The organism is Streptomyces sp. NPDC046939, from assembly GCF_040644575.1.
In the GTDB taxonomy this organism is placed as follows: domain Bacteria; phylum Actinomycetota; class Actinomycetes; order Streptomycetales; family Streptomycetaceae; genus Streptomyces.
The window spans coordinates 97,559-123,792 of record NZ_JBEYWV010000003.1; the positions used below are offsets into that span (position 1 = coordinate 97,559).

Below are 26,234 nucleotides of genomic sequence, written 5' to 3' on the forward strand. Positions count from 1 at the left end.
GCGCGTGGGCGGGCCGCGGGGCAGCGGAAAAGGACTTCCCCGCCATTGTGGCCAATAAGGTGTACTGGACGACACCCTTCTCATCCGCTACGGCAGGAGTGCAGTGACGCGCAGGCGCCCCGGTCCCACCGCCCTCACCGCTCTCGCCGTGTCCGCCGTCGCCCTGCCGCTACTCGCGGGGTGCGGGGACGCCGGCGGGCTCGAAGGCGCGGGCGCGACGCCCACGGCGGTGGGGCCCCGTGACCTGTGGCCGACGCTCACGCCCGCGTCCGCGCCCGCCGACGACTACGGGGCCGGTGAGACCGAGGTGGTCAAGGGCGTCGACGTGCCGGGCGGTGATCTGCGGAAGGTCGACCCGGTCGCCGTGGTCCGCGCGCAGGCGGACGCCGACCCGGAGACGTACAAGGATCTCGCGGACGGGCTCGCCCGCTGCGGCACCTCGGGACGCGACGGCACCTCGGGACGCGGCCGCACCGGGGAGAGGGGGTGTCCCGTGCTGCGCGCCTACTACTCCGATCTCACCGGCAACGGCCGCGAGGACATGGTCGTCGGTGTGCGCGCGCCCAAGGGGCAGCTCCTCGTGCGGGTCTACATGTATGCGGACGGCAAGCTGATCCAGATCATGGACGACGAGGACGCGGTGATCAGCGTCCAGCTCGCCGACCGCAGTGTCGTCGTGCGCGCGGTCGCCGACCTGTCGGGCTATGAGTACCGGACCTCGTGGTCGTACGACAGCCATCAGCGGGCGATGCTGCCGACCCGTGACGAGATCGTGCGTACGGGGCCGCCGACGTCGCCGGTGCCGGAGACGCCCTCCGGGGACGCCACCCGTCCGGGGACACCCTCGGCGAGTCCCTCATGAGGCGGCGGGCCCGGCGGCTGGCCGCGCTGCCCGCGTGGACGGCGTCGCTGACCTGGAAGGCCGTGGCGTTCCTCGCGGTGATCTGCTGTGCGCTCGCGGCGCTGCTCGGCGTCCTCGTGCACGTCTCCGTCACGAATCAGACGGTGCGGGAGGCGCGGGAGCGGGCGTTGTCGCGTCTTGACGAGGCGACGGCCGCGTTCCGGGCGGGCGGGCGGCAGGTGCCGGGCGCGGCGCTCGATCCGCCGGGTCTGCCCGCGTCGCTGCGGAAGCTGGCGGTGAGCGGGCAGCGCGGCACGATGGTGGCCCGGTACGAGTCGCGTCCCACGATGTGGGCGGCGGGTCCGGCGGCGGGCGGCAAGGCGCTCGCCGTGCAGATCGACTATTCGCAGGGGGCCCGCACCATCGACGGGCTCGACCGGGCGATCCTCGGCTCGTCGGCGCTGGCCATCGGGGCGACGCTGCTGGTCGGCGCGTTCGCCGTGACCCGTGTGACGCGGCGCCTGCACACCACGGCGCGGGTGGCCCGGAAGATCAGCGCGGGCGCCCTGGACGCGCGGGTCAACGATCCGCGCACCCGTGACCCGCACCGCCACCAGGACGAGGTCGCGGCGGTGGCGGGGGCGCTGGACCGCATGGCGTCGTCGTTGCAGGCCCGGATCCTCACCGAGCAGCGGTTCACGGCGGACGTCGCCCATGAGCTGCGTACGCCGCTGACCGGACTGCACGCCGCCGCCGAACTGCTGCCACCGGGCCGCCCCACCGAGCTGGTGCGGGACCGGGTGGCCGCGCTGCGCACGCTCACCGAGGACCTCCTGGAGATCTCCCGGCTCGACGCGCGCAGCGAGCGGGTCGATCTCGACGCGACGTGGCTGGGTCCGGTCGCCGAACGGGTCGTACGCGCCACCACCGCCACCATCACCACCGGCCCGTCCACCATCACCACCGCCCCGTCCGCCGATACCTCCGCCCGGTCCACCGACGCCACCACCTCGTCCGCCGACACCTCCGCCCCGTCCACCGACGCCTCCGCCCCGTCCGCCGACGCCACCGCCCCGTCCACCGATGGCACCACCTCGTCCACCGATGGCACCACCTCGTCCACAGACGCCACCGCCTCGCCCACCGACCACACCACCCCGCCCACCGACACCTGCGCGACCTCGGTCGTCGTCGTGCGTGACGTGTGCGTGGTCACCGACCGGCGGCGCCTGGAGCGTGTCCTCGGCAATCTCGTCGCGAACGCGCACCGGCACGGCGCGCCGCCCGTCGTGCTGACCGTGGACGGGCCGGTGATCACTGTGCGCGACCACGGCGACGGCTACCCGGACTACCTGGTGGAGCACGGGCCGCAGCGCTTCCGCACCGAGGGCGGCACGAAGGGGCACGGGCTCGGTCTCACCATCGCGCTGGGGCAGGCCGAGATCCTGGGCGCGCGACTGGACTTCGCGAACGCTCCGGGCGGCGGCGCGGTGGCGACGCTGACCCTGCCCCACGAGGAGCCCGTCGACTGATCCGGCCCGGCACCCCTCACCCCAGCGGCCGTGTCCTCACCCCTCCGGCGGCCGTCGCCGTGCGCATTCCGTCCGCCGACCCTTAGGTATAGGCGGGGCCCAGCCGCCGGGCCGGCCCTGTCCGCATGCCCCAGGAGGTCCCCATGCACGTACAGAAGACGCACGTTCAGACGGCGCACGTCCGGAGAGTCGCCCTCGTCCTCGCCGCGCTGTCGCTCACCGCCGCCGGCGCCTCCCCCGCACTCGCCGACGGCACCCCGGGCGGGAAGCACGAGCAGAAGCAGACGCAGGCTCAGAAGCCCGCGCAGGCACCGCAGCAGACGTCGGCTCAGAAGCCCGGGCAGAAGCCGGCGCAGAAGCCCGCGCAGAAGCCCGCCCAGAAGCCGGAGCCGGGGCAGAAGCAGCAGAGCCCGCAGCAGGAGAGCGCCCCCGTCTACAAGGGCCGCGTCAACGCCAAGACGGGTCTGCTGCTGCGCGACTCCCCGACGCGCGGCAGCAAGGTCGTCCGCTCGGAGCCGTACCACGCGGTCGTGCACATCAAGTGCAAGACGGGCGGCCAGAACGTGGGCGGCAACCGTCTCTGGTACCTGCTGACCGACGGCACCTACGCCTGGGGCGCCGCGAAGTACATCGACAACATCGGCGCCGCGCCCCGCTGGTGCTGACATAAGCGGATATCGGGGACCGGCTTGCTACGTTCCCCGCATGACCGGTTCTCCGGGTGCGCGGGCCCAGCCGCCGGTTCCCGCCGTACGGGTCCCCCGGCGCCGCGGCACCGAACTCGCCCTGATCGTCCTGGCCGTGCTGCTCAGCGTGTACGGCTACTGCGACGTGGGCCTCGCCAGGAACGGCTCCCTGCCGCCCGGCGCCGCCGGTTACGGCGCCGGGCTCGGGGTGCTCGCGCTGCTCGCGCACGTCGCCGTCCGGCTCCGGGCCCCGTACGCGGATCCGCTGCTGCTGCCGATCGCGGTGCTCCTGAACGGGCTCGGGCTGGTCCTCATCTACCGGCTCGACCTGTCGACGCCGGGCGACGAGGCGGCCTTCACCCAGTTGATCTGGTCGACGCTCGGCGTCGGGCTGTTCATCGTCTGCGTCGTCCTGCTCCGCGACCACCGGGTGCTCCAGCGGTACGCGTACCTGAGCGTCGTCGTGGCCCTCGCCCTGATGATCCTGCCGATCCTCTTCCCGGCCGTGAACGGGGCACGGATCTGGATCCGGATCGGCGGTTTCTCCATCCAGCCGGGCGAGTTCGCCAAGATCCTGCTCGCGGTCTTCTTCGCCAGCTACCTCGCCGCCAACCGCACCGCCCTGCGCTACACCGGCAAGAAGCTGTGGCTGCTGCAACTGCCGACCATGCGCGTCTTCGCGCCGATCCTCGCGATCTGGCTGCTGAGCGTCGGTGTGCTCGTCCTGGAGACCGACCTCGGGACCTCGCTGCTCTTCTTCGGGCTGTTCGTCGTCATGCTCTACGTGGCGACGGGCCGCGTCAGCTGGATCGCCATCGGGCTGCTGCTCGCCGCCGGGGGCGCGTTCGTCGTCGCCTCCTTCGAGCCGCACGTGCACGGCCGGGTCGAGGACTGGCTGCGCCCCTTCGCCTCCGTCGACGCGGGGGACGGCCCCGGTCAGCTCGCGCAGTCGCTGTTCGCGTTCGCGGCGGGCGGGATGCTCGGCACCGGTCTCGGGCTCGGGCACTCGATCCTCATCGGGTTCGCCGCCAAGTCCGACTTCATCCTGGCGACGCTCGGCGAGGAGCTGGGCCTCGCGGGCCTGACCGCCGTGTTCCTGCTCTACGCGCTGCTCGTCGAGCGCGGCTACCGGGCCGGTCTCGCCCTGCGCGACCCCTTCGGCCGGCTCCTGGCGGTCGGTCTCGCCTCGATCATCGCGTTGCAGGTCTTCGTCATCGCGGGCGGTGTCATGGGGCTCATCCCGCTGACCGGCATGGCGATGCCGTTCCTCGCGCAGGGCGGCTCCTCGCTCGTCACCAACTGGATCATCGTCGCGATCCTGGTCCGGGTCAGCGACCGGGCCCGCTCCGCGCCGCTCCCGGTGCCTGCGGAGGCCGCCCCATGACCAAGTACATCCGGCACGCCGCGGCCTTCTGCCTGCTCCTGCTCGTCGCGCTGCTCCTGAACGCGGCCCGCGTCCAGGTCTTCCAGGCGTCCTCCCTCGACGACAACGCCGCCAACCGCCGCCCCGTCATCGCCCGCTACAGCCAGCCCCGCGGCGACATCCTCGTACGCGGGAAGCCGATCACCGGGTCCAGGGACACCGGGCAGTCGCTGCGCTACGAGCGCACGTACAAGAACGGGCCGCTCTACGCGCCCGTCACCGGGTACGCCTCGCAGACGTACGGCACGACGTTCGTGGAGAGCGCCGAGGACGGCATCCTCTCCGGCACCGACCCGCTGCTCGCGCCGATCCCCGTCTGGAACGAGATCACGCGCGCGCGGCAGACCGGCGGCGACGTGGAGACGACCCTGCTGCCCGCCGCGCAGCAGGCCGCGTACGCGGGGCTCGGCGGCAGGAAGGGCGCCGTCGCGGCGGTCGATCCGTCGGACGGGAAGATCCTCGCGCTGGTCTCCACACCCTCGTACGATCCGGCGGAGATCGCCGGGACCGGGCGGGCCGCGACCGCCGCGTGGTCGCGGCTCACCGCCGATCCGGACCAGCCGATGCTGAACCGGGCGATCCGGCAGACGTATCCGCCGGGGTCGACGTTCAAGGTGGTCACGGCCGCGGCCGCGCTCGAGAACCGGGTCGTCGCCTCCCCCGCCGAGCGGACCGACACCCCGTCCCCGTACACGCTGCCGGGCACCACCACCCGGCTGACCAACGAGTCCTCCTCCGCCACCTGCGAGAACGCGACCCTGGCGTACGCGCTCCAGGCGTCCTGCAACACCGTCTTCGCCCACCTCGGTGTCGACGTCGGACTCTCCGGCATGGTGCGGACCGCGCGGAGGTTCGGGTTCGACGACAACGGTGTCGAGATCCCGATGAGCGTGGCCGCGTCGCACTTCGACACCGACATGAACAAGGCCCAGCTGGCGCTCTCCTCCATCGGCCAGTACGACACCCGGGCCACGCCGTTGCAGATGGCGATGGTCGCCGCGGCCGTCGCCAACGGGGGGACGCTGATGTCCCCCCACCTGGTCGAGAAGGTGACGTCGAGCGACGGTTCCACGGTCCGCACCACCTCCGGCAGGACCTACAAGCAGGTCATGTCGGCGTACACGGCGAACCGGCTCCAGCGGATGATGGTCGACGTCGTCACCAAGGGCACCGGCACCAACGCGCGCATCCCCGGGGCGACCGTGGGCGGCAAGACGGGCACCGCTCAGAACGGTGTGCGCAACGAGGGCGTGCCCTACGCCTGGTTCATCTCCTACGCCCAGGCCGCCGACGCGTCCCGGCCGCAGGTGGCGGTCGCCGTGGTGGTCGAGGACGCGGCGGCGGACCGCGCGGACATCAGCGGCGGCGGCAGCGCGGCACCGATCGCACGGGCGGTGATGCGGGCGGTACTGAACACGGCCGACGGGTAGCACCGAACGCGGCCGCCGGGTGGCGCGAACGGTGCGCGGCGCCGCTGTACGCGGCACGTCCGTCAATTCTCCGCGCCCCCGTACGGGCAGAAGCAGCTCTCAGCCCTCCGCGCCCGCCCTGATCGCCTCCTCGACCTCCGCGACCCGCTCGCTCTCCTCGGTCGCGAACCGCTCCGCGTCCAGCTTCTCGGCGATCTCCTCGTCCTGGTGCATGAGGGCGTCGAGGTTGGAGTTGCCCATCTCGAAGACGCCCATGTCGACGTAGGCCTGCTGGAGGCGCGGCCCCCACAGGCCGATGTCCTTGACGCAGGGCACGATCCGCGAGAACAGCAACTGCCGGAACAGGGCCAGGAACTCGGACTGCTCGCTGTACTCCTCGGCCTGCGCCTTCGGGATGCCGAAGTCCTCCAGGACCTCGACGCCGCGCAGCCGGTCGCGCATCAGGTAGCAGCCCTCGATGACGAACTCCTCGCGTTCGCGCAGTTCGGCGTCGGTGAGCTGCTTGTAGTAGTCGCGCAGCGCCATCCGCCCGAAGGCGACGTGGCGGGCCTCGTCCTGCATCACGTAGGCGAGGATCTGCTTGGGCAGCGGCTTGTCGGTGGTGTCGCGGATCATGCCGAACGCGGCGAGCGCCAGCCCCTCGATGAGGACCTGCATGCCGAGGTAGGGCATGTCCCAGCGGGAATCGCGGAGGGTGTCGCCGAGCAGCGCCTGGAGGTTGTCGTTGATCGGGTAGAGCATGCCGATCTTCTCGTGGAGGAAGCGGCCGTAGATCTCGGCGTGCCGCGCCTCGTCCATCGTCTGCGTCGCCGAGTAGAGCTTGGCGTCGAGGTCGGGGACGGACTCCACGATCCGCGCCGCGCACACCATCGCGCCCTGCTCGCCGTGGAGGAACTGGCTGAACTGCCAGGAGGCGTAGTGCTTGCGCAGCTCGCCCTTCTCCTTCTCGGTCATCTTCGCCCAGTGGGGCGTGCCGTACAGGGACATCGCCTCGTCCGGGGTGCCGAGGGGGTCGCAGGGGTCGACCTCCAGGTCCCAGTCGATGCGCTTGGCGCCGTCCCACTGCTTGTCCTTGCCCTTCTGGTAGAGGGCGAGCAGCCGGTCGCGCCCGTCGTCGTACTCCCAGCTCATACGAGCCGAACTGGCCGACGGTATCTGCCAGTTCGGCTGCTCCGGGGCCTTGGTGTACAGCTCATGCGTCGACATACCGGCAGGCTCACACGGTGTTGGACGCGGGGTCAACAAGTCGTGCGGGAGGGATTGACGGGCTTGCTGACGCGCAGTCTCATAAGATGGGAACAGAGATCGGACGGCCGAGAACCGGGAGTACGGCGATGACCACCATGACGGGTGCGGACGCGAACGCGGTGGACGGGCTGCGGGACGCGCTCGGTCTGCTCAAGGACCGCGAGCAGGTGGCCGAGCGGCTGCTCGACTCCTCCGCCAAGCACTCCTTCGACCCCGACAAGGAGCTGGACTGGGACGCGCCCTTCGAGGACGGCAAGTGGTTCTGGCCGCCCGAGCTGGTCTCCCTGTACGACACCCCGCTGTGGCGGCGCATGAGCGAGCAGCAGCGCATCGACCTGTCCCGGCACGAGGCGGCGGCGCTCGCCTCCCTCGGCATCTGGTTCGAGCTGATCCTGATGCAGCTGCTCGTGCGCCACGTCTACGACAAGCCCGCGACGAGCATGCACGTCCGGTACGCGCTCACCGAGATCGAGGACGAGTGCCGGCACTCCAAGATGTTCGCGCGGCTGATCGCGCGCGGTGAGACCCCGCACTATCCGGTGGCGCCCGTCCACCACGCGCTGGGCCGCCTCTTCAAGACGATCTCCACGACACCGGGATCGTTCACGGCGACGCTGCTCGGCGAGGAGATCCTCGACTGGATGCAGCGGCTGACCTTCCCGGACGAGCGCGTGCAGACCCTCATCCGCGGTGTGACCCGTATTCATGTGGTCGAGGAGGCGCGCCATGTGCGGTACGCGCGTGAGGAGCTGCGGCGCCAGATGGTGACGGCCCCGCGCTGGTCGCAGGAGTTCACGCGGCTCACGTCGGGCGAGTTCGCGCGGGTCTTCTCCGAGGCGTTCATCAACCCCGAGGTCTACACGAACGTAGGGCTCGACAAGCGGGAGGCCGTCGCGCAGGTCAAGGCGAGCGGTCACCGCCGGGAGATCATGCAGACCGGCGCGAAGCGGCTCACCGACTTCCTCGACGACATCGGCGTGCTGCGCGGCGTGGGCCGCCGCATGTGGAAGGCGTCCGGGCTCCTCGCCTGACGCGGCGGACCGGGTGACGGCTACTCTTCCGGGCATGACGTCGGCAACGGGCACGCCCGCCTACAGACGGCTCAGCGTCGAAGAGCGGCGCGCGCAGCTCCTGGAGACGGCGCTGTCGCTGTTCGCGCACCGGGCGCCCGAGGAGGTCTCCCTCGACGACGTGGCCGAGGCGGCGGGCGTCTCCCGCCCGCTCGTCTACCGCTACTTCCCCGGCGGCAAGCAGCAGTTGTACGAGGCCGCGCTGCGCTCCGCCGCCGACGTCCTCGAACAGTGCTTCGCCGAGCCCCCCGAGGGCCCGCTGACCTCCCGCCTCGCCCGCGCGCTCGACCGCTACCTGGCCTTCGTCGACGAGCACGACACGGGGTTCGCGGCGCTGCTCCAGGGCGGCAGCGTCGTCGAGACCTCCCGTACGACGGCGATCGTGGACGGCGTCCGGCGCGCCGCCGCCCACCACATCCTCAGCCACCTGCCCGTGCCGGAGCCCGGACCGCGCCTGCGCATGACCGTCCGCATGTGGATCACGGCCGTCGAGGCGGCGTCCCTGATCTGGCTCGACGACGGCAAGCAGCCCCCGCTGTCCGAGCTGCGCGACGGCCTGGTCGACCAGTTCATGGCGGCCCTGACCGCCACGGCGACCCGCGACCCCCAGACCGCCGAGGTCGTCCGCGCGGCCCTCACCCTGGAGACCCCGGACGGCCCGGTGGGCACCTTGGCCCGACGCCTACTGCCGGTGGTGAGCGGCGCGGCGCATCTGCTGTGACGGGCGGGAGGGGAAGAGCGCGGAGCATGCCTGACCTGGCACAGCCGACACGCGACCTGATCGCCTCGACTGAGCGGGCGGACGCGCCGGGCGTTCCCGACCCCGTCCGGGACTGGATCGAGAAGATCACGTTCGCCACCCCCGAGGAGATCCTCCCGGCGCTGCGCGGCGCGCTGGCCGAGGACTGGATGGCCATGCCGGTCTGGGCCCGCAACCTCGCCTTCCGGCTGGCCTGCCTCCAGCGCCCCGACGACGCGGAGCTGCTGCGGGAGGCGGCGGCCGATCTGCTCTCCTTCGGTCCGGACTGGGACGCGCACGCGGAGGAGCTGAAGGAGCGGGCCGCACGGCTGGACGGCTGAACCGGCAGCCGGTGCGGGTGGTGCGCGACAATCACGCCGTGAAGAGCGAAGACATCCCCTTTGTCGGCGGACCCCTCGACGGGCGGTCGCTGCCCGTCCTGGTGACCGCCACCGGCAACCCGCCCAAGGTCTACAAGGTGCCCGTGCCGGACGCGGCCGGGGGACCCGACACCGTGCTCGTGTACGTCCGTGAGCCCGTGCCCGACGGGAAGGCCGTGCGGCTCGTGCAGAAGTGGCGGTACGCGTTCGTGCCCGACGGGAAGGTGCGGCGCGCCGTGCGGTGGCCGTGGACGAAGTCCGGGGCGTGACCTCCGCCGCCCGCAGGAGTGGTGTCGTTGGGCCGAACCGCGCAGCCCGGCGCGTAAGAACGGGCGGGGGCTGTGATGTTCACGGTGCGGGACGCGCAGGGCGGCCCGCACCGGAGGTGATGAGGTGTCAGGCACGCTGGTGCGTGGGGTGTGCGCGGTGGCCGTCGCCGGGGCGGTCCTCGCGCCGGGCCCCGCGGGCGCGGTGCCGGGGCCGCCGGACGGTGAGCCGTCCGTCGCCGGTCTCCTCGCGGAGTTGCGGGGCCTGTACCGGCGGGCCGAGGAGGCCACCGAGGCGTACAACGCGACCGCGGAGGAGCTGAGGGAGCGCCGGGCGCAGGCCGAGACGCTCGCCGGGGAGCTGGCCGCCGCGCGCGGCTCGCTGTACGGCAGCCGGATGGCGGCGGGGCGTCTCGCGCGCGAGCAGTACCGGGGGCACAGCGACCTCTCCCCGTATCTGCGGCTGCTCCTCGCCCGGGACCCGCAGCACGCGCTCGACCAGGGGCACGTCGTCCTGCGGGCCGCCCGGAACCGGATGGCCGCCGTCGACCGGCTGACCGGCGACGAGCAGAAGGCCGACGCGCTGGCCACGAAGGCGCGGGCCGCGCTCGACGAGCGGATGCGGCTGGCGGCGGCCCAGCAGCGGGACCGGGACGCCGTACGGGGGCGGCTCGCGGAGGTGGAGGAGCTGCTCGCGTCGCTGACCCCGGGGCAGCTCGCCGAGCTGAGCCGTCTGGAGGAGGCGGGGACGGCTGTCGCGCAGCGGGCCTTCATGGCGTCGGGCGCGCTCAGCTCCGTCGGCCGGGCGCCGTCGAAGGCGGGCGGGGAGGCGGTCGCGTACGCGCTGCGGCAGATCGGCAAGCCGTACGTGTGGGGCGCGGAGGGCCCGGAGTCGTTCGACTGCTCGGGGCTGACCTCGCAGGCGTGGGCGCACGCGGGCCGGAAGATCCCGCGCACGTCCCAGCAGCAGTGGGCGAGCCTGCCGAAGGTGCCGATGGACCGGCTGCGCCCCGGCGACCTCGTCGTGTACTTCCCGAAGGCCACGCACGTCGCGCTCTACCTGGGCAAGGGGCAGGTGGTGCAGGCGCCGCGGCCCGGCGCCCGGGTGAAGGTGTCGCCGATCGCCGCCAACCCGGTGCTCGGGGCGGTGCGCCCGGACCCGGAGGCCAAGGCGATGACCGGGTACCGGCCGCCGCCGCTGCCGCGCGGGGCGACAGCGGGCGACGACACGGGGAACGACGACGGCTGAGCGGTTCAGCTCACCGAGGCCAGGTACGCGGCCGTCTTCTCGGGCTCGTAGAAGAAGTTCTCGAAGTCGGCCGGGTCGTTGAACCCGTTCGCGAAGCGGTCGGCGACCGGCTGGAGCCGGCTCCCCGCACCGATCAGGTTGAGGACGTGCTCCGGCGGGGTGCCGAGCATCGCGTTCGTCCACTTCGTGACGTGCTTCGCGGTCTCCCAGTACCGGTCGAACGTGGCCTGCATCCACTCCTCGTCGAACGGCTGGTCGGCGCGCTCGACGATCGACGCGAGGTACGAGGCCGCGCACTTGGACGCCGAGTTGGAGCCCTGCCCGGTGATCGGGTCGTTGGCGACGACCACGTCGGCGACGCCGAGGACCGCGCCGCCGCCGGGCAGCCGGCCGATGGGGTGGCGGACGGTCGGGGCGTAGCGCCCGGCGAGCGTGCCGTTGGCGTCGGTCAGCTCGACCTTCGTGGCGCGCGCGTACTCCCAGGGCACGAACTTCTCCATCAGTTCGAGCGTCAGCGCCAAGTGCTCGGCGGGGTCCTTGACGCCCTTGAACACATCGAGCGGGCCGCCGGGGACGCCCTCCCAGAACAGGATGTCGGCGCGGCCGGACGTCGTCAGCGTCGGCATGATGAACAGCTCGCCGACGCCGGGTACGAGGTTGCAGCGGACGGCGTCGAAGTCCGGGTGCTCCGGGCGGACGTCGAGCCCGTGCACGTACGCCACCGCGAGCGCGCGCTGCGGCTCGCTGTACGGGGAGCGGGAGGCGTCGCGGCCGAACATCGACACCAGCTCGCCCTTGCCCGCCGAGACGAGCACCAGGTCGTAGGTGCGCGAGAAGTAGTCCAGGTCGGAGACGGCGGCACCGTGGATGACGAGTTGGCCGCCGCGCTGCGCGAACGTCTCCATCCAGCCGGCCATCTTCACGCGCTGGTCCACGGACTGGGCGTAGCCGTCGAGCTTGCCGACCCAGTCGACGGCGCGCTGCGAGGGGCCCGGGTCGAAGGAGCCGGGCGCGGCGACCGAGACGCCGAGGCCCTCGATCTTCGGCGCCTGCGACTCCCAGAAGTTGAGCTGGAGGTCGCGCTCGTGCTGGAGCGCGGTGTGGAACATGCACTGCGTCGACATGACCCGCCCGGAGCGGATCTCGTCGGCGGTGCGGTTGGACATCAGGGTGACCTCGTAGCCGTGGGACTGCAGGCCCAGGGCGAGCTGGAGCCCGGACTGGCCGGCTCCGACGACGAGTATCTTCCGCGACATACGCTGCCTCTTACTGGTCACAGATGAGTAGGGGGACGGGGACGTACCGGTCACTCGGGGGTGACGTCCAGGGCGTGGCCGACCAGGGCGAGGAGGGTCTCGATCGCCGATATCCGGCGGCGCGCGTCCATGATCAGTACGGGTACGTGCGGCGGGACCGTCAAGGCCTCGCGCACATCCTCCGCCTCGAACTCCTCGGTCCCGTCGAAGTGGTTGACGGCGACGACGTACGGCAGCCCGCAGCTCTCGAAGTAGTCGAGCGCCGGGAAGCAGTCGGGCAGGCGGCGGGTGTCGGCGAGGACGACGGCGCCGATCGCGCCGCGCACCAGGTCGTCCCACATGAACCAGAACCGCTGCTGGCCCGGCGTGCCGAACAGGTACAGGACGAGGTCGTCGTCGAGCGTGATGCGGCCGAAGTCCATCGCGACCGTCGTGGTCGTCTTCTCCGGCGTCGCCGTCAGGTCGTCGGTGTCCTCGCTCGCCCGCGTCATCAGCGCCTCCGTCTGGAGGGGCTCGATCTCGGAGACCGCGGTGACCAGGGTCGTCTTGCCGACGCCGAAGCCGCCCGCCACCACGATCTTCGTGGCGACGGGGGCCCGGGTGGTGTCCGTCTGCCAGGCCTGGAGCTGCTCCTCCTCACCGGGAAGCCCGGCCAGGAGATCAGAGACGGCGGAGTCCACTCAGCACCCTTTCAAGGAGCGCGCGGTCCGGCTGACCCGGGCCGTGGCCGGTTCCGTACACGCGGATCTTTCCCTGGTCGGCGAGGTCGCTCAACAGGACGCGGACCACGCCCAGGGGCATCTTCAACAGTGCGGCGATCTCGGCGACCGTGCGCATGCGGCGGCACAGCGCGATGATGGCGCGCATCTCGGGCATGACGCCCGCGAGCGTTCCCTTCCCTATTTCGAGGCGCTCGTCGGGGCCCTCGATCGCGGCGGTGCTCGCGATGAACGTCTCCACGAGGAGGACGTGGCCGAAGCGGGTGCGGCCGCCGGTCAGGGAGTAGGGGCGTACGCGGGCCGGTTTGCGGTCGGCTCCGCGCACGGGGAGTTTATGGCTGGTCACCGCTGGCTCTCTCCGCTCTCGCTGCCCTGGCCGCCGTGGCCGTCCTGCCCGCTCTCCATCGACTGGCGGAGTTCGTCGCGGAGTTCGGGCGTCAGGACATGGCCGGCGCGGCCGACGAAAAGGGCCATGTGGTACGCGACGACGCTCATGTCGCAGTCCGGGGTCGCGTGCACGCCGAGCAGGGAGCCGTCGCTGATGGACATGACGAAGAGGCTGCCCTCCTCCATCGCGACCATGGTCTGCTTGACGCCGCCGCCGTCCATCAGCTTCGCGGCGCCGATGGTCAGGCTGCCGACACCGGACACGATCGTGGCCAGGTCGGCGCTCGAACCCTTCGGGCCGCCGCTGCGGTCGACAGGGGCCTCGGTGTTCCTCCCGGGGTCCGAGGAGAGCAGGAGCAGCCCGTCGGACGAGACGACCGCGACGGACAGCAGCCCTGGCACCTCCTCTACGAGATTGGTCAGCAGCCAGTGCAGATTGCGGGCCTCGCTGCTGAGCGCGGGGTTGTTGAGTGCAGGGGTGGGCGCAGTCAACTGCTTGCCTCCTCGGCTGTGTCCCCCTTGGCTTCTCCGATACGTTCCTCGATCTCCGCCTCCACGTCGCGGCGGCCCTTCAGGGCACCGCTGTGGAAACCGCCGAGCCTGCGGCGCAGCGCCTCCGCGTCGACGGCGCCCGCGCGCGGCCGCTCCACGGCGACCGGCCCTGTCACCTTCGGCGTGCGCTTCGGCAGGCCCTTGTCGGTGACGCGCTCCCAGCGGGGCGGACGGGGTGCCGGCACGTCGCCCGCCGGGGGTTCGGCGGGGTTCTCGACGGGCCTGGGTTCTTCGGTGGCCCCGGGCGCCGCCGTCCCCGCGGGGGCCTCCGGCGGTGTCGGGGCGAGGAGCTCCATGGTGGTCTCGGACTCGGACTCCCCCCTGCCCCCGGCCCCGTCCAGCCCAGCCGCACGCACGGCCTCCTCAGCGGCTTGGATGACCGGGTCCTCGGGCGTTGCGGGGTGGACGGGGTCCTGGTCCGGGCGCTGGGTGTCGGCCGGGTCGGCCGCACCGGCCTGTTCGGGTCCCTGGCCCGCACGCGAGGCGCCGCCCGCGTGCAGAGCCGCGCCCGACGCGGACACCTGGTCCGGGTCGGACGCACCGGCCGGCGCCGCTGCCTCACCCGGGGCGGAAGCATCGCCTGCGACCGGCGCGGATCCCCCACCGGGGACGGAGGTACTGGCCGCGAGCGGCGCGGACCTGTCACCCGCACCCGGCGCTGGCACCTCACCCGGGTCCGAGGCGTTCGCCGCCTGGGCCGGGTCCGGGGCGTCGGACTCGGTCGGGGCCGGGGCGTGGGCCCCGTTCGGGGCCGGGGCATGGGCTGCATCCGGGGCCGGGGTGGCCGTCCCGTCCGGGGCCGGGGTGGCGGACTCGTTCGGGGCCGGGGTGTCGGTCCCGTCCGGGGTCGGGGTGGCGGGCTCGTTCGGGGTCGTCGGGGTGCGGATTGCGGTCAGGACGTTGGAGTTGGCCTCCGCCTCTGAGCCGGGGAGGTGGACCGCCGGGGCCGCGCCCGGGACCGGGACCGGTGGGGGCGCCGCCACCGCGGGGACGGCGGCGAGCAGCGCGGTGGGCAGGACGACCACCGCCGCGACCCCGCCCTGCTTCTGCTCGCGCAGCCGGACCCGGATGCCGTGCCGCGCCGCGAGCCGCGCGACCACGTACAGCCCGAGACCCAGACCGTCCGTGTCCTCCGGGTCATGGACCTGGTCGGCGGAGAACGCGGTGAGGCGCGCGTTCAGCTCGCGCATCTTGTCCTCGGCCATGCCTATGCCCTCGTCCTGGACGGAGAGCATCACTTCCCCGTTCTCCAGGAGCCAGGCGGAGACCTCGACGGCGGCATCCGGAGGCGAGAACGACGTGGCGTTCTCCAGGAGTTCGGCGACGAGGTGACTGAGGTCGTCCGCCGCGAACCCGGCGATGTGCGCGTGCGGCGGCAGCGCGGCGATCCGGACCCGCTCGTACCGCTCGATCTCGGAGACGGCGGCACGCAGCACGTCGACGAGCGGCACGGACCCGGCGTGCTGCTGCCCGTGCTCGGCGCCGGCGAGGACGAGGAGGTTCTCGCTGTGGCGCCGCATGACGGTCGCGAAGTGGTCGAGCTTGAAGAGGGTGGCGAGCTGCTCGGGGTCCTGCTCCCGGTCCTCAAGGGACTCAATGATGCCGAGCTGGCGCTCGACGAGCCCGAGCGTACGCAGGGCGAGGTTGACGAAGGTGCCGTTGATGGAGTGCTTGGCACGCTCCAACTGGGCCGTGGCGTCGGCCAGTTCGGCGCGGAGCTTGTCCCGGTCGTCTGCCATCCGCTGCCGCTCGCCCACGAGGTGCTTGCGGTCGGACTCCAGGGTGCCCTGCCGCTCGTGGAGGGCGACGGCATGCGCGTGCAGGGCGTTGACCGAGCGGACGACCTGCGCGAACTCGTCGTTGCGCCCGGTGAACTTGATCGGCTCCTCGGTGGCCGGCGACTCGGCGACCCGCGCCGATCCGATCCGGACCACCGCGAGCGGCCGGGTCAGCGACCGCGCCGCCCCCGTGGCGAACCCGAGCGCGGCGAGCAGGCAGACGCCGACGAGGGCGACCCGGATCTCCAGGCCGTCCACGTCGTCGTCGCGCAGCCGTTCCAGGTTCTTGACGCGCTGGTCACCGAGCGCGGCCTCGGCGCCGCGCATGGCGTCGATCCGGGCGGTGAGCGCGGCGTCGACGTTCTTGGTGTTGTAGCCCAGCTCGTCGTCGGAGAGCGTCGGCGCGTCCGTGAGCCGGTCCAGGTAGGTGTCGGCCTTCTCGATGTCGGCGCCGGTGACGGTGGAGTCGTACGCGGACACGGACGCGGCCGGGGCGGAGTCCCGGAAGTCGTCGAGGGCGGCCTGTTCGCGGACGCGGGCCCGCTGGGCGGCGGCGCTGAGCGCGTCGCGCTGCTTGGACTGGGGCGAGTCGGCGCTCTGGACGGTCTTCGGCAGCCCCGTGACGGGGTCGATGGTCGTCGTCGTCGACCGGGGCACGGCGTACGCGGCGAGGAGCAGCCCGCGGGCGGCGGAGGCCTGGTCGACGGCGCGGTCGAGGTCGGCGAGCGCGTGCGCGCCGGAGCCCGCGCGGGGCGGCATCGCGTCGGCCAGTTCCTCGGCGAGCCGGTGCAGCTCCGTGATGGCCTTGGAGTACGCGGTGTGGGCCTCCAGGGCGGTGCCCTTGCCGGTGAGGGCGGAGCGCCGGACGGCGGCGATGTCGTCGACGGTGCTCCGCAGGGAGCCTTCGGCGTCGGCGCGCAACTCCTCGACCTGGCGGTCGACGCGGGCGCTGCGCTGTTCGCTCAGCCCGCGCCCCTTGGGGCGGCCGGCGGCGATGTAGGCGCTGACCTCGTCCCGTTCGTCGGCGAGCGCGTGCGAGAGCGCGACGGCGCGCTGGGTCCGCTCCGCGTCGTCCACGAGCCCCTGGGACTCCCCGACCCGCCCCGAGGCGGCGATGAGGGTGGGCGCCCCGGCGCCGACGACGGCGGCGGCCACGACGGCGACGGCGATGATGAGCCGGTTCCGCACGCGGGCCCGCTTCCCCTTGCCGACGGGCACGGGTTCGATCGTCTTCGGGGCGGCCGTCTTGGAGCCGGTCGTCTTCGAGCCGGTCGTCTTCGAGGCGGGCGCCTTGGGTGCGCCGGTCGCGGCGCCACCCTGCTGCCCGTTCGGCCAAACCGATTCACCAGAAACCCGCCCAGCACCGGAGGAACCCGCGGCCGCTGAACCCGGGGCCGCTGGACCCGAGGCCGCTACCGAGGGACCCGGGGCCGCTGCCGAGGGGGCCGATTCCAAGCCACCCGCACCCTCCGGCCCACCCGTCCCACTGGCCACATCACTGCCGGAGGTGTTCCGCACCTGGTGCTCGCATTCCTGACTCGTCCTACCCATGGGCGCAGGTGACGGTCCGACAACCCACGCGCCCCTCTGGCATGGCTCCTGACCATTCCAGTGCCCGTGAGCAGGGGGCGCACATCACCTTGCCCGCCACCCGAAGGAGTGAACATCGAGCGGGAGTTGGGGAGCAAGTTCCCCGGACACCGCGTCGCGGCCCGGACGGTACGCCGGTTGGACGTCTCGCACAGGCTTTGAAAAGATGCCCCGCTACGCTCCGACGAAGCCGATCGTTCCACCCCAAAACCGGCGCCCCACCTGCCACTACGCCCCGCCGGACCCAGCCGTGACCCGCCCCCGCACCCCTCGTGCAGACTGGCTGGATGCGCATCGAACTGGCCACCGAACCCGGCACCCAGGACCGCCCCAACGAGGACTACGCGTCGGTAGCGGTTCCGGCTTCGGGGCGGGGCGGCGCCGTGGTCGTGCTCGACGGTGTCACCCCTCCGACCGGCGACGACGGCTGTCTGCATTCGGTCCCCTGGTTCACGGCCCGCCTGGGCGGCGCCCTGGCCGAACTGTCCGCTTCGCGCCCCGATATGACGTTGCGTGACATCCTCGCGGAGGCCCTCGCCCGTACCGCCGAAGCACATCGTTCAACCTGTGACCTTTCTCACCCGCGCACACCTCAGGCAACCGTCGTGCTCGCCCGCTGGGACGCGGAGCGCGTCGCCTACCTGGTGCTGTCGGACTCGGCGCTGCTGGTCGAGGCGGCCGACGGCACGGTGTCGGCGCTGCTCGACGACCGCCTCGACCGCGTGCCCCGCGCGAACCTGGTCTCCGACGCCGTGGCCGACGCGACCGTGCGCAACAAGGAGGGCGGCTTCTTCACGGCCGCCGCCGACCCGACGGTCGCCTCCCGCGCCGTCACCGGCTCGCTCCCCCGCTCCGAGGTCCGCGCGCTCGCCGCGCTGACCGACGGGGTGACGCGCTGGGTCGAGAAGTTCCGTGAGGGCGACTGGGCCGACCTGTTCGCACTGGTGCGCAAGGAGGGCGCGGAGGCGACGGTGGCCAGGGTCCGGGCGCTGGAGGACGCGGACGCGGAGACCCGTACGTATCTGGGCCGCGGCAAACTTCACGACGACGCGACACTCGTCTACGCGGAGCTGTGACCACCGAGCCCCGCCCTACTCGGCCCCCGCGTTCAGCTGATGCAGCAACCGCGCCAACTCCGCGACCTCCGACCGGTCCCACCCCGCGAGCTGCCGCACATACCGCTCGCGCCGGGCATCCCGAACCCGCCCGAAATCGACACGGCCGCGCTCGGTGAGGGAGATGAGCCAGGCGCGTCCGTCGGCCGGGTCGGGTTCGCGGGAGACGAAGCCCAGCTCCTCCAGGGCGCGCAACTGGCGGCTCATCGTCGCCTTGCCGACGCCGATGTACGCGGCGAGTTCGGTGGCCCGCTGCGCCCCGCACTCCTCAAGGCGCACAAGCAGCCCGTACGCGGCCGGTTCCAGGTCGGGGTGGACCTCGCGGGCCATCTCGCCGGAGGAGGCGCGGGCGCGGCGCAGGAAGACGGTCAACTCCCTTTCGAGGGAGAGGAATTCCTGGTCCACACGCTGGTCCACACCACTTCGCGCCGAAGCGGAACGCGCGTCCCGTTCGGCGGCGCGCCGCTCGCCGTTCCCGTCTTCGTGCACGTCAGCACCCATGGCCAGAGTTTCCCCGGGTTTCCCAGTTCTGAAAGTTTTCGCCAATCGCGGCAATCACCGCAGCTCCGTCAGTATTTCGCAGGAGTAGACCAACGGCGGCATCCGGACCCCCTTCCCACCTCCGGGTCTACATGCGTAGCGTCATGCATGGCATGTCCACACCAGCCGCGTCCGGGTCGGTGACGCAGACGGACGTCCACGGTGCCATCCCCACCTGTGACATGCCGAGAGGTCGCACACCCCAGTACAGGTCCCCGATCAGCGCCTCGCTGGTCCCCCACGGCCTTATGGAGGCATGCAATGCCCGTGCACAGACCCGTCTTCCGCAAGCGCAGAGGCGTCGCCGCAGGCGCCCTGTTCGCCGCGCTCTCCCTCCTCCTCGCTCTCCCCGGCTCCGCGCAGGCCGCCGACGTGCCCGCCCGCGGCAGCGCCCACCTGGGCATGGGCGTCGCCGCGCACGACGGCGACACCGGCCAGGGCCCCGTCGGCCGCGCCACCCAGACGGAAGGCGTCGACGTCAGCAGCCACCAGGGCAACGTGGCCTGGTCGACCCTGTGGGGCAGCGGCGTGAAGTGGGCCTACACCAAGGCCACCGAAGGCACGTACTACACGAACCCGTACTTCGCGCAGCAGTACAACGGCTCGTACAACGTGGGCATGATCCGCGGCGCGTACCACTTCGCGACCCCCGACACCACGAGCGGCGCCACGCAGGCCAACTACTTCGTGGACCACGGGGGCGGCTGGTCCAAGGACGGCAGGACACTGCCGGGCGTGCTCGACATCGAGTGGAACCCGTACGGCGCCGCCTGCTACGGCAAGACGGCGTCCGGGATGGTGTCCTGGATCCGCGACTTCGTGACCCAGTACAAGGCGCGCACCGGCCGCGACGCCGTCATCTACACGGCGACGAGCTGGTGGACCCAGTGCACGGGCAACTCCGCCGCCTTCGGCTCCACGAACCCGCTGTGGATCGCCCGCTACGCCTCCGACCCGGGCACGCTGCCCGCGGGCTGGGGCTTCTACACGATGTGGCAGTACACATCGAGCGGCCCGACCGTCGGCGACCACGACAAGTTCAACGGCGCCCTCGACCGAGTCCAGGCCCTAGCCAACGGCTGAACCGGCCACGACAAGCCCGTCCGGCGATTGAGGACCGGGGTCCGGGGCAGAGCCCCGTGGCGGTAAGGGAACACCCGGGGCTCCCAAGAGAACCCGTGACGTACGCGAAGAAGGCCCGGGCCCCCCATGGGAGCCCGGGCCTTCACTGCCCAGCCGCACACGTCACGCCGCGACCGGAACCTCCAGCCCGGCGTCGGCCGAAGCCGAGGCCGGGGCGAGCGCCAGCTCCAGCACCTGACGGACATCCGTCACGGGGTGCACGTCCAGCTTCTCCAGAACCTCGGCGGGGACGTCGTCCAGATCCGCCTCGTTCCGCTTAGGGATGATCACCGTCGTGATCCCCGCCCGGTGCGCGGCGAGCAGCTTCTGCTTCACGCCGCCGATGGGCAGGACCCGCCCGGTCAGCGACACCTCACCGGTCATCGCCACGTCCGTACGGACCAGGCGCCCGCTGAGCAGGGAGGCGAGGGCGGTCGTCATGGTGACGCCCGCGCTCGGCCCGTCCTTGGGCACCGCGCCCGCCGGGAAGTGGATGTGCACGCCGCGGTCCTTCAGGTCGCCGACGGGCAGCTCAAGCTCGGCCCCGTGGGAGCGCAGGAACGACAGGGCGATCTGCGCGCTCTCCTTCATCACGTCGCCGAGCTGACCGGTGAGGGTCAGGCCCGCCGCGCCCGTCTCCGGGTCGGCGAGGGACGCCTCGACGAAGAGGACGTCGCCGCCCGCGCCGGTCACCGCGAGGCCGGTCGCGACACCCGGCACCGCCGTGCGCCGCTCGGCCGGGTCCTGGGCGGACTCGGGCACGTGGTGCGGGCGCCCGATGAGGTCGCGCAGGTCGGCGTCGGTCACCGTGAACGGCAGATCGCGCTCGCCGAGTTCGTGCTGCGCCGCGACCTTGCGGAGCAGCCGGGACACGGCGCGCTCCAGGTTGCGGACGCCGGCCTCACGGGTGTACTCACCGGCGAGCTTGCGCAGCGCGCTCTCGTCGATGGTGACCTCGTCCTTCGCCAGACCGGCCCGCTCCAGCTGGCGCGGAAGCAGGTGGTCGCGGGCGATGACGACCTTCTCGTCCTCGGTGTAGCCGTCGAGCCGCACCAGTTCCATGCGGTCGAGCAGCGCCTCGGGGATGGCTTCGAGCACGTTCGCCGTGGCCAGGAAGACCACGTCGGACAGGTCGAGCTCGACCTCCAGGTAGTGGTCGCGGAAGGTGTGGTTCTGCGCCGGGTCGAGGACTTCGAGCAGGGCCGCGGCCGGGTCGCCGCGGAAGTCGGAGCCGACCTTGTCGATCTCGTCGAGCAGGACCACCGGGTTCATCGACCCGGCCTCCTTGATCGCCCGCACGATGCGGCCCGGCAGGGCGCCCACGTACGTACGGCGGTGGCCGCGGATCTCCGCCTCGTCGCGGACGCCGCCGAGGGCGACGCGGACGAACTTGCGGCCCATGGCGTGCGCCACGGACTCGCCGAGCGAGGTCTTGCCGACGCCGGGCGGGCCGACGAGGGCGAGCACGGCGCCGCCGCGACGGCCGCCGACGACCCCGAGACCGCGGTCGCTGCGCCGCTTGCGCACGGCCAGGTACTCGGTGATGCGCTCCTTCACGTCCTGCAGGCCCGCGTGCTCGGCGTCGAGCACCTCCTGGGCGCCCTTGATGTCGTAGGCGTCCTCGGTGCGCTCGTTCCACGGGAGTTCGAGGACGGTGTCGAGCCAGGTGCGGATCCATGAGCCCTCGGGGGACTGGTCGCTGGCGCGCTCCAGCTTCTCGACCTCCTTGAGCGCGGCCTCGCGGACCTTCTCGGGCAGGTCGGCGGCCTCGACGCGGGCGCGGTAGTCGTCGGACTCCTCGCCCTCCTTCTCGCCGTTCAGCTCGCGCAGCTCCTTGCGGACGGCGTCGAGCTGGCGCCGCAGCAGGAACTCGCGCTGCTGCTTGTCGACGCCTTCCTGGACGTCCTTGGCGATCGACTCGGCGACGTCCTGCTCGGCCAGGTGCTCGCGCAGCTGCTCGGTGGCGAGCTTGAGGCGGGCGACCGGGTCGGCGGTCTCCAGGAGCTGGATCTTCTGGTCGGTGGTGAGGAAGGGCGAGTAGCCGGAGTTGTCGGCGAGGACGGAGACGTCGTCGATCTGCTGGACGCGGTCCACGACCTGCCAGGCGCCGCGCTTCTTCAGCCAGTTCGTGGCGAGCGCCTTGTACTCCTTGACCAGCTCGGTGACGGCGCCGGGCAGCGGCTCGGGCACCTCTTCCTCGACGGTCAGGCCCTCCACCCAGAGGGCGGCGCCGGGTCCGGTGGTGCCCGCGCCGATGCGCACGCGGCCGCGGCCGCGGATGAGGGCGCCGGGGTCACCGTCGGCGAGACGGCCCACCTGCTCGACCGTGCCGAGCACACCGGTGTTCGCGTACGTGCCGTCGATCCGCGGAACAAGCAGCACCTTGGGCTTGCTGTCGCCGTCGGAGCGGGCGGCGGCCTGGGCGGCCTCCACGGCGGCGCGTACGTCGTTGTCGTTCAGGTCCAGGGGCACGACCATGCCGGGCAGCACGACCTCGTCGTCGAGCGGCAGCACAGGCAAGGTGAGCGGTGTGGACGTCGAAGCCATGATCTCCCCTTCGGCATTCAAGTTGAGCTATGTGGACTCAATGCTTGACTGCCTCGGGATGTTCCCCGGCATGCGTTCGCTCTCAGCGATCGTCGGGACCGGCACCTCCGAGGGAAGCCTCCTGAGCCCACCGACTCTGACGGCGGCGGCGCAGCAGTGGCCAGGTGGCGACGCCGATCGCCAGGGCGAGCAGGTGGCCCCAGCTCGTCATCGGGTCGGCGAACGAGCACAGGTCGGCGGCGAGCATCGCGCCGAAGACGAGGAGCACCGCGTAGCGCGGCCAGGGCGTGAGGAGTCCGGCGAGCGCCCCGATGCTGGCGGCGAGGCCGAAGCTGACGCCGTAGTCGAGGCGGTGCAGGGAGGTGTGGGGAAGGTGGCCCAGCATCACCGACAGGCCGACGGGGACCTCGGTGGCCAGGGTCGCGAGGACGTGGCCGAGCACGAAGACGGCGGCGGTGCGCGGGCCGCCCGTGCGCCGTTCGAGCGCGGTCAGCACGAGCACGAACGCGATCATGAACGGTGAGGCGATGCCGCCCACGGTCCACAGCGCGCTGGCCGTCAGCACGAGCATCGGCGACTGAGCAAGATGAGTGACATCTGTACTGGACGCCTGGTGCACGCGGGTGACCGTGTCCGGGTCGGCGAACTCGGTGAAGAGCGAGGTGGCGATCAGGACCAGGGCGTAGGCGAAGGTGAACGGCGTGCCGGTGGGGGTGGGGAGCAGCCGGAGGAGCCGGCGGCGGCGCCCGGACCCTCTGGGCGCGCTCTCGACGGCGGGCGGCCCGGGCTGCGCCGGGACCCCGATCAGCGCAGGCCGGGGCGCGGCCTCGGCGACCGGCGCGGTCGTCTGGTCAGCCGTCGCGCCCGGTTTCACGCGGGACACCCCTTATTGCACGTTTCGATTTTCACCGGGGCCTCAAATGTGACTCGTTTCACAGCAACCTCATGGACGCCGATCGCGTCGGCACTGGTCGCGTTTTCCCTCTCCTGTCCCGGAACTCCCACGCCATGCGTGCGCGGGCCCGGAAGAATGGCCGCATGCCCGACAGCATTCTCACGGAACAGCCCACCGTCCTGGACCGCCGTACGGGCCCGTACGGCGAAGTCGTCCTGCGCCGCCACGGCGACCTGCTCCAGATCATCGCCAACGGCACCTTCCTGATGGACACCTCCGACGGCCGCTCCGAGCGGCTCCTGATCGACGCGGCGCTCGCCGAACTGCCCCCGGAGCGCCCGGCCCCGAGCGTGCTGATCGGCGGCCTCGGCGTCGGCTTCTCGCTGGCCCACGCGGCGGCGGACCCGCGCTGGGGCCGCATCACCGTGATCGAGCGCGAGCGCGCCGTCATCGACTGGCACCTGGACGGACCGCTGCGCCCGCTCTCCGCCGACGCGCTCGCCGACCCCCGTACGGAGATCGTCGAGGCCGATCTCGTACGGCATCTGCACGAGACGTCCCGCAGCTACGACGCGCTCTGCCTGGACATCGACAACGGCCCGGACTGGACCGTCACCGAGGACAACGACAGCCTCTACTCCCCCGCCGGGCTCGCCGCCTGCCGGGCCCGGCTCACCCCCGGCGGTGTGCTCGCCGTCTGGTCCGCACAGCCGTCCGCAAATTTCGAAGGAACCTTGCGGAATGCCGGATTCCGGTCGGTCCGCACCGAAGAGATCCCCGTTGTCCGAGGCGTACCCGACGTGGTGCACCTCGCAGTACGGGCCGCGTAGCCGACCGGCGGTAACTCCCCGTACGCTGACGTCCGAAACCCAGATCATTCAAGCGTCAAGCGCGCCGGGACGGTGCGCATTCAGGGGCGGGGCGATGGAGCAGACACACACCTCCCACAACGGAAGCACGGCGACCCCGGGCGCCCAGCGCCGGGTTCTGGTCGTCGAGGACGACCCCACGATCGTGGACGCCATCGCCGCCCGGCTACGGGCCGAGGGATTCCTCGTGCAAACCGCACAGGACGGGCCCTCGGCGGTCGACACGGCCGAGGCGTGGCAGCCCGACCTGCTGATCCTCGACATCATGCTGCCGGGCTTCGACGGCCTGGAGGTCTGCCGCCGCGTGCAGGCGCAGCGGCCGGTGCCGGTCATGATGCTGACCGCGCGCGACGACGAGACGGACATGCTGGTCGGGCTCGGCGTCGGCGCCGACGACTACATGACCAAGCCGTTCTCCATGCGCGAGCTGGCCGCGCGCGTCCACGTCCTGCTCCGCCGGGTCGAGCGGGCGGCGCTCGCCGCCGCGACCCCGCGCAGCGGCATCCTGCGCCTCGGCGAGCTGGAGATCGACCACGCCCAGCGCCGGGTCCGCGTCAGGAGCGAGGACGTGCACCTCACCCCGACCGAGTTCGACCTGCTCGTCTGCCTCGCGAACACCCCGCGCGCGGTGCTCTCCCGCGAACAGTTGCTCGCCGAGGTGTGGGACTGGGCCGACGCCTCCGGCACCCGTACCGTCGACAGCCACATCAAGGCGCTGCGCCGCAAGATCGGCGCCGAGCGCATCCGCACCGTGCACGGTGTGGGCTACGCACTGGAGACGCCGACGCCATGAGCGGCGGGGACCGGACACCGCACGCCCGCGCCGCACGCCCGCACGCCGTCGGCCCGCACCGGGCGACGGGCGGTCTGCGCCCCTTCTCGATCAAGGCGAAGCTCGGCACGCTCGTCGTCGTCTCCGTCTTCATCACCACGGGCCTGATCATGGTGGCGATGTACACGGCGACGGAGCTGCGCTTCATCACCGTTTTCTCGATCATCGCGACGCTGCTCATCACGCAGTTCGTGGCGCACAGCCTCACCGCGCCGCTCGACGAGATGAACACGGTGGCCCGCTCCATCTCCAACGGCGACTACACGCGCCGTGTGCGCGGCGCGGACCGCCGCGACGAGCTGGGCGACCTCGCGGTGACGATCAACCGCATGGCCGACGAGCTGGCCGCGCAGGACCTCCAGCGCAAGGAGCTGGTCGCCAACGTCTCGCACGAGCTGCGCACCCCCATCGCGGGGCTCCGCGCGGTCCTGGAGAACGTGGTGGACGGCGTCATGGCCGCCGACCCGGAGACCATGCGCACGGCCCTCAAGCAGACGGAGCGGCTCGGCCGCCTCGTGGAGACCCTCCTGGACCTCTCCCGCCTGGACAACGGCGTGGTGCCGCTCAAGGCCCGCCGCTTCGAGGTCTGGCCGTACCTGTCGGGCGTGCTCAAGGAGGCGAACATGGCGGTCTCCCAGCGCGCGGGCATCGCCTCCGGCTCCGGCACCCATACGCGTACGGACGTCCATCTGCACCTGGACGTCTCGCCTCCGGAACTTACGGCCCACGCCGACCCGGAACGCATCCACCAGGTCGTGGCCAACCTCATCGACAACGCGGTGAAGCACTCCCCGGCCCACGGCCGCGTCACGGTACGCGCGCGACGCGGGCTCACCCCCGACTCCCTGGAGCTGGAGGTGCTGGACGAGGGGCCCGGTATCCCCGAGTCGGAGTGGCACCGGGTGTTCGAGCGTTTCAACCGGGGCAACGCCGGACACTCGGCGAAGGGGAAGGGTGACGGTGGCACGGGTCTCGGCCTCGCCATCGCCCGCTGGGCCGTGGACCTGCACGGCGGCAAGATCGGCGTGGCCGAATCGGAGCGCGGCTGCCGGATCAGGGTCACTCTTCCGGGACAAGCCGGGACCGCAAAGTTGACGTAGGGTCTCGGTAAGGCGGAGGTCAAGCCGCGCCCAGTCGCGCCAGGTGCGCCGGGCGCGCGGTCGAACGT

The 26,234-nt window shown here is 72.1% G+C and carries 24 protein-coding genes; 15 read left to right on the forward strand and 9 right to left on the reverse strand.

Annotation, left to right across the window (positions count from 1 at the left end; genetic code table 11):
• Positions 1 to 103 precede the first annotated feature (103 nt).
• The 5 genes from ABZ877_RS04430 to ABZ877_RS04450 all read left to right on the forward strand — a co-directional run bounded on the left by ABZ877_RS04430 (position 104) and on the right by ABZ877_RS04450 (position 5,912).
• Positions 104 to 862, forward strand: coding sequence for a hypothetical protein (locus tag ABZ877_RS04430; protein WP_361064144.1), 759 nt, complete (start codon positions 104 to 106; stop codon positions 860 to 862).
• Complete coding sequence (locus ABZ877_RS04435) at positions 859 to 2,373, forward strand: ATP-binding protein (RefSeq protein WP_361064147.1); 1,515 nt, start codon at positions 859 to 861, stop codon at positions 2,371 to 2,373. Before ABZ877_RS04430 ends, ABZ877_RS04435 begins: the two co-directional genes overlap by 4 nt.
• Before the next feature lie 143 nt (positions 2,374 to 2,516).
• Positions 2,517 to 3,038 carry an SH3 domain-containing protein gene (locus ABZ877_RS04440; RefSeq protein WP_361064149.1) on the forward strand — a complete coding sequence of 174 codons (522 nt, stop codon included), beginning with the start codon at positions 2,517 to 2,519 and terminating at the stop codon, positions 3,036 to 3,038.
• A gap of 40 nt (positions 3,039 to 3,078) precedes the next feature.
• Positions 3,079 to 4,443, forward strand: coding sequence for an FtsW/RodA/SpoVE family cell cycle protein (locus ABZ877_RS04445; protein ID WP_361064152.1), 1,365 nt, complete (start codon positions 3,079 to 3,081; stop codon positions 4,441 to 4,443).
• Positions 4,440 to 5,912, forward strand: a complete 1,473-nt coding sequence (locus ABZ877_RS04450; protein ID WP_361064155.1) for a penicillin-binding transpeptidase domain-containing protein — start codon at positions 4,440 to 4,442, stop codon at positions 5,910 to 5,912. Before ABZ877_RS04445 ends, ABZ877_RS04450 begins: the two co-directional genes overlap by 4 nt.
• 99 nt (positions 5,913 to 6,011) lie before the next feature.
• Here ABZ877_RS04450 and ABZ877_RS04455 read toward each other — a convergent pair whose 3' ends face one another.
• Positions 6,012 to 7,118, reverse strand: a complete 1,107-nt coding sequence (locus tag ABZ877_RS04455) for a ferritin-like domain-containing protein (protein ID WP_361064158.1) — start codon at positions 7,116 to 7,118, stop codon at positions 6,012 to 6,014.
• 128 nt (positions 7,119 to 7,246) lie between these two features.
• Between ABZ877_RS04455 and ABZ877_RS04460 the strand changes: the two genes are divergently transcribed.
• The 5 genes from ABZ877_RS04460 (at position 7,247) to ABZ877_RS04480 (ending at position 10,864) form a co-directional block, all read left to right on the forward strand.
• Complete coding sequence (locus tag ABZ877_RS04460; protein WP_361064161.1) at positions 7,247 to 8,191, forward strand: diiron oxygenase; 945 nt, start codon at positions 7,247 to 7,249, stop codon at positions 8,189 to 8,191.
• A 34-nt stretch (positions 8,192 to 8,225) separates the two neighbouring features.
• The gene (locus ABZ877_RS04465) at positions 8,226 to 8,951 is read left to right on the forward strand and encodes a TetR/AcrR family transcriptional regulator (RefSeq protein ID WP_361064164.1); all 726 of its coding nucleotides are present in this window, start codon (positions 8,226 to 8,228) and stop codon (positions 8,949 to 8,951) included.
• A 26-nt stretch (positions 8,952 to 8,977) separates the two neighbouring features.
• Entirely contained in the window at positions 8,978 to 9,310 is a 333-nt protein-coding gene (locus ABZ877_RS04470; protein ID WP_361064167.1) for a hypothetical protein, read from the forward strand.
• A 38-nt stretch (positions 9,311 to 9,348) separates the two neighbouring features.
• Positions 9,349 to 9,618, forward strand: a complete 270-nt coding sequence (locus ABZ877_RS04475; protein ID WP_361064170.1) for a hypothetical protein — start codon at positions 9,349 to 9,351, stop codon at positions 9,616 to 9,618.
• A gap of 124 nt (positions 9,619 to 9,742) precedes the next feature.
• A complete protein-coding gene (locus ABZ877_RS04480) occupies positions 9,743 to 10,864 on the forward strand; it encodes an NlpC/P60 family protein (RefSeq protein ID WP_361064173.1) in 1,122 nt (373 codons plus the stop codon).
• 5 nt (positions 10,865 to 10,869) lie between these two features.
• On the opposite strand, the gene ABZ877_RS04485 is transcribed toward ABZ877_RS04480, so the two are convergent.
• From ABZ877_RS04485 to ABZ877_RS04505, 5 genes are read right to left on the reverse strand one after another with little or no spacing between them, the layout of a single operon-like run.
• Positions 10,870 to 12,120, reverse strand: a complete 1,251-nt coding sequence (locus tag ABZ877_RS04485; protein ID WP_361064176.1) for a styrene monooxygenase/indole monooxygenase family protein — start codon at positions 12,118 to 12,120, stop codon at positions 10,870 to 10,872.
• Positions 12,121 to 12,170: 50 nt separating this feature from the next.
• Positions 12,171 to 12,800 carry an ATP/GTP-binding protein gene (locus ABZ877_RS04490; protein ID WP_361064180.1) on the reverse strand — a complete coding sequence of 210 codons (630 nt, stop codon included), beginning with the start codon at positions 12,798 to 12,800 and terminating at the stop codon, positions 12,171 to 12,173.
• Positions 12,781 to 13,164, reverse strand: coding sequence for a DUF742 domain-containing protein (locus ABZ877_RS04495; RefSeq protein ID WP_361064183.1), 384 nt, complete (start codon positions 13,162 to 13,164; stop codon positions 12,781 to 12,783). Before ABZ877_RS04495 ends, ABZ877_RS04490 begins: the two co-directional genes overlap by 20 nt.
• A gap of 17 nt (positions 13,165 to 13,181) precedes the next feature.
• The gene (locus tag ABZ877_RS04500) at positions 13,182 to 13,718 is read right to left on the reverse strand and encodes a roadblock/LC7 domain-containing protein (RefSeq protein ID WP_361064186.1); all 537 of its coding nucleotides are present in this window, start codon (positions 13,716 to 13,718) and stop codon (positions 13,182 to 13,184) included.
• Entirely contained in the window at positions 13,715 to 16,774 is a 3,060-nt protein-coding gene (locus ABZ877_RS04505; RefSeq protein ID WP_361064189.1) for a nitrate- and nitrite sensing domain-containing protein, read from the reverse strand. The genes ABZ877_RS04500 and ABZ877_RS04505 overlap by 4 nt, the downstream gene beginning before the upstream one ends.
• A 659-nt stretch (positions 16,775 to 17,433) precedes the next feature.
• On the opposite strand from ABZ877_RS04505, the gene ABZ877_RS04510 reads away from it, so the two are divergent.
• Positions 17,434 to 18,222 carry a protein phosphatase 2C domain-containing protein gene (locus tag ABZ877_RS04510; protein WP_361064192.1) on the forward strand — a complete coding sequence of 263 codons (789 nt, stop codon included), beginning with the start codon at positions 17,434 to 17,436 and terminating at the stop codon, positions 18,220 to 18,222.
• 15 nt (positions 18,223 to 18,237) lie between these two features.
• On the opposite strand, the gene ABZ877_RS04515 is transcribed toward ABZ877_RS04510, so the two are convergent.
• Entirely contained in the window at positions 18,238 to 18,750 is a 513-nt protein-coding gene (locus ABZ877_RS04515; protein WP_361064751.1) for a MarR family transcriptional regulator, read from the reverse strand.
• A gap of 312 nt (positions 18,751 to 19,062) precedes the next feature.
• Between ABZ877_RS04515 and ABZ877_RS04520 the strand changes: the two genes are divergently transcribed.
• Entirely contained in the window at positions 19,063 to 19,884 is an 822-nt protein-coding gene (locus ABZ877_RS04520) for a lysozyme (protein WP_361064195.1), read from the forward strand.
• A 162-nt stretch (positions 19,885 to 20,046) separates the two neighbouring features.
• On the opposite strand, the gene lon is transcribed toward ABZ877_RS04520, so the two are convergent.
• Together lon and ABZ877_RS04530 are read right to left on the reverse strand one after the other, a co-directional pair.
• A complete protein-coding gene (gene lon, locus ABZ877_RS04525) occupies positions 20,047 to 22,470 on the reverse strand; it encodes an endopeptidase La (protein WP_361064198.1) in 2,424 nt (807 codons plus the stop codon).
• 82 nt (positions 22,471 to 22,552) lie between these two features.
• Positions 22,553 to 23,344, reverse strand: a complete 792-nt coding sequence (locus ABZ877_RS04530; protein WP_361064201.1) for a rhomboid-like protein — start codon at positions 23,342 to 23,344, stop codon at positions 22,553 to 22,555.
• A 164-nt stretch (positions 23,345 to 23,508) separates the two neighbouring features.
• On the opposite strand from ABZ877_RS04530, the gene ABZ877_RS04535 reads away from it, so the two are divergent.
• From ABZ877_RS04535 to ABZ877_RS04545, 3 genes are all read left to right on the forward strand, one after another.
• Positions 23,509 to 24,195 (forward strand): spermidine synthase, encoded by a 687-nt coding sequence (locus tag ABZ877_RS04535; protein ID WP_361064204.1) that lies wholly within the window; start codon positions 23,509 to 23,511, stop codon positions 24,193 to 24,195.
• Positions 24,196 to 24,289: 94 nt separating this feature from the next.
• Entirely contained in the window at positions 24,290 to 25,027 is a 738-nt protein-coding gene (locus tag ABZ877_RS04540; protein WP_361064207.1) for a response regulator transcription factor, read from the forward strand.
• The gene (locus ABZ877_RS04545) at positions 25,024 to 26,166 is read left to right on the forward strand and encodes a HAMP domain-containing sensor histidine kinase (RefSeq protein ID WP_361064210.1); all 1,143 of its coding nucleotides are present in this window, start codon (positions 25,024 to 25,026) and stop codon (positions 26,164 to 26,166) included. The genes ABZ877_RS04540 and ABZ877_RS04545 overlap by 4 nt, the downstream gene beginning before the upstream one ends.
• Positions 26,167 to 26,234: the final 68 nt, after the last annotated feature.

Bases quoted from the DNA above. Each gene is read 5' to 3' on its own strand.
- ABZ877_RS04470 (WP_361064167.1), top strand. From the start codon at position 8,978: ATGCCTGACCTGGCACAGCCGACACGCGACCTGATCGCCTCGACTGAG.
- ABZ877_RS04450 (WP_361064155.1), top strand. From the start codon at position 4,440: ATGACCAAGTACATCCGGCACGCCGCGGCCTTCTGCCTGCTCCTGCTC.
- ABZ877_RS04465 (WP_361064164.1), top strand. From the start codon at position 8,226: ATGACGTCGGCAACGGGCACGCCCGCCTACAGACGGCTCAGCGTCGAA.
- ABZ877_RS04455 (WP_361064158.1), bottom strand. From the start codon at position 7,118: ATGTCGACGCATGAGCTGTACACCAAGGCCCCGGAGCAGCCGAACTGG.
- ABZ877_RS04460 (WP_361064161.1), top strand. From the start codon at position 7,247: ATGACCACCATGACGGGTGCGGACGCGAACGCGGTGGACGGGCTGCGG.
- ABZ877_RS04520 (WP_361064195.1), top strand. From the start codon at position 19,063: ATGCCCGTGCACAGACCCGTCTTCCGCAAGCGCAGAGGCGTCGCCGCA.
- ABZ877_RS04535 (WP_361064204.1), top strand. From the start codon at position 23,509: ATGCCCGACAGCATTCTCACGGAACAGCCCACCGTCCTGGACCGCCGT.
- lon (WP_361064198.1), bottom strand. From the start codon at position 22,470: ATGGCTTCGACGTCCACACCGCTCACCTTGCCTGTGCTGCCGCTCGAC.
- ABZ877_RS04435 (WP_361064147.1), top strand. From the start codon at position 859: ATGAGGCGGCGGGCCCGGCGGCTGGCCGCGCTGCCCGCGTGGACGGCG.
- ABZ877_RS04510 (WP_361064192.1), top strand. From the start codon at position 17,434: ATGCGCATCGAACTGGCCACCGAACCCGGCACCCAGGACCGCCCCAAC.
- ABZ877_RS04440 (WP_361064149.1), top strand. From the start codon at position 2,517: ATGCACGTACAGAAGACGCACGTTCAGACGGCGCACGTCCGGAGAGTC.
- ABZ877_RS04485 (WP_361064176.1), bottom strand. From the start codon at position 12,120: ATGTCGCGGAAGATACTCGTCGTCGGAGCCGGCCAGTCCGGGCTCCAG.
- ABZ877_RS04445 (WP_361064152.1), top strand. From the start codon at position 3,079: ATGACCGGTTCTCCGGGTGCGCGGGCCCAGCCGCCGGTTCCCGCCGTA.
- ABZ877_RS04545 (WP_361064210.1), top strand. From the start codon at position 25,024: ATGAGCGGCGGGGACCGGACACCGCACGCCCGCGCCGCACGCCCGCAC.
- ABZ877_RS04540 (WP_361064207.1), top strand. From the start codon at position 24,290: ATGGAGCAGACACACACCTCCCACAACGGAAGCACGGCGACCCCGGGC.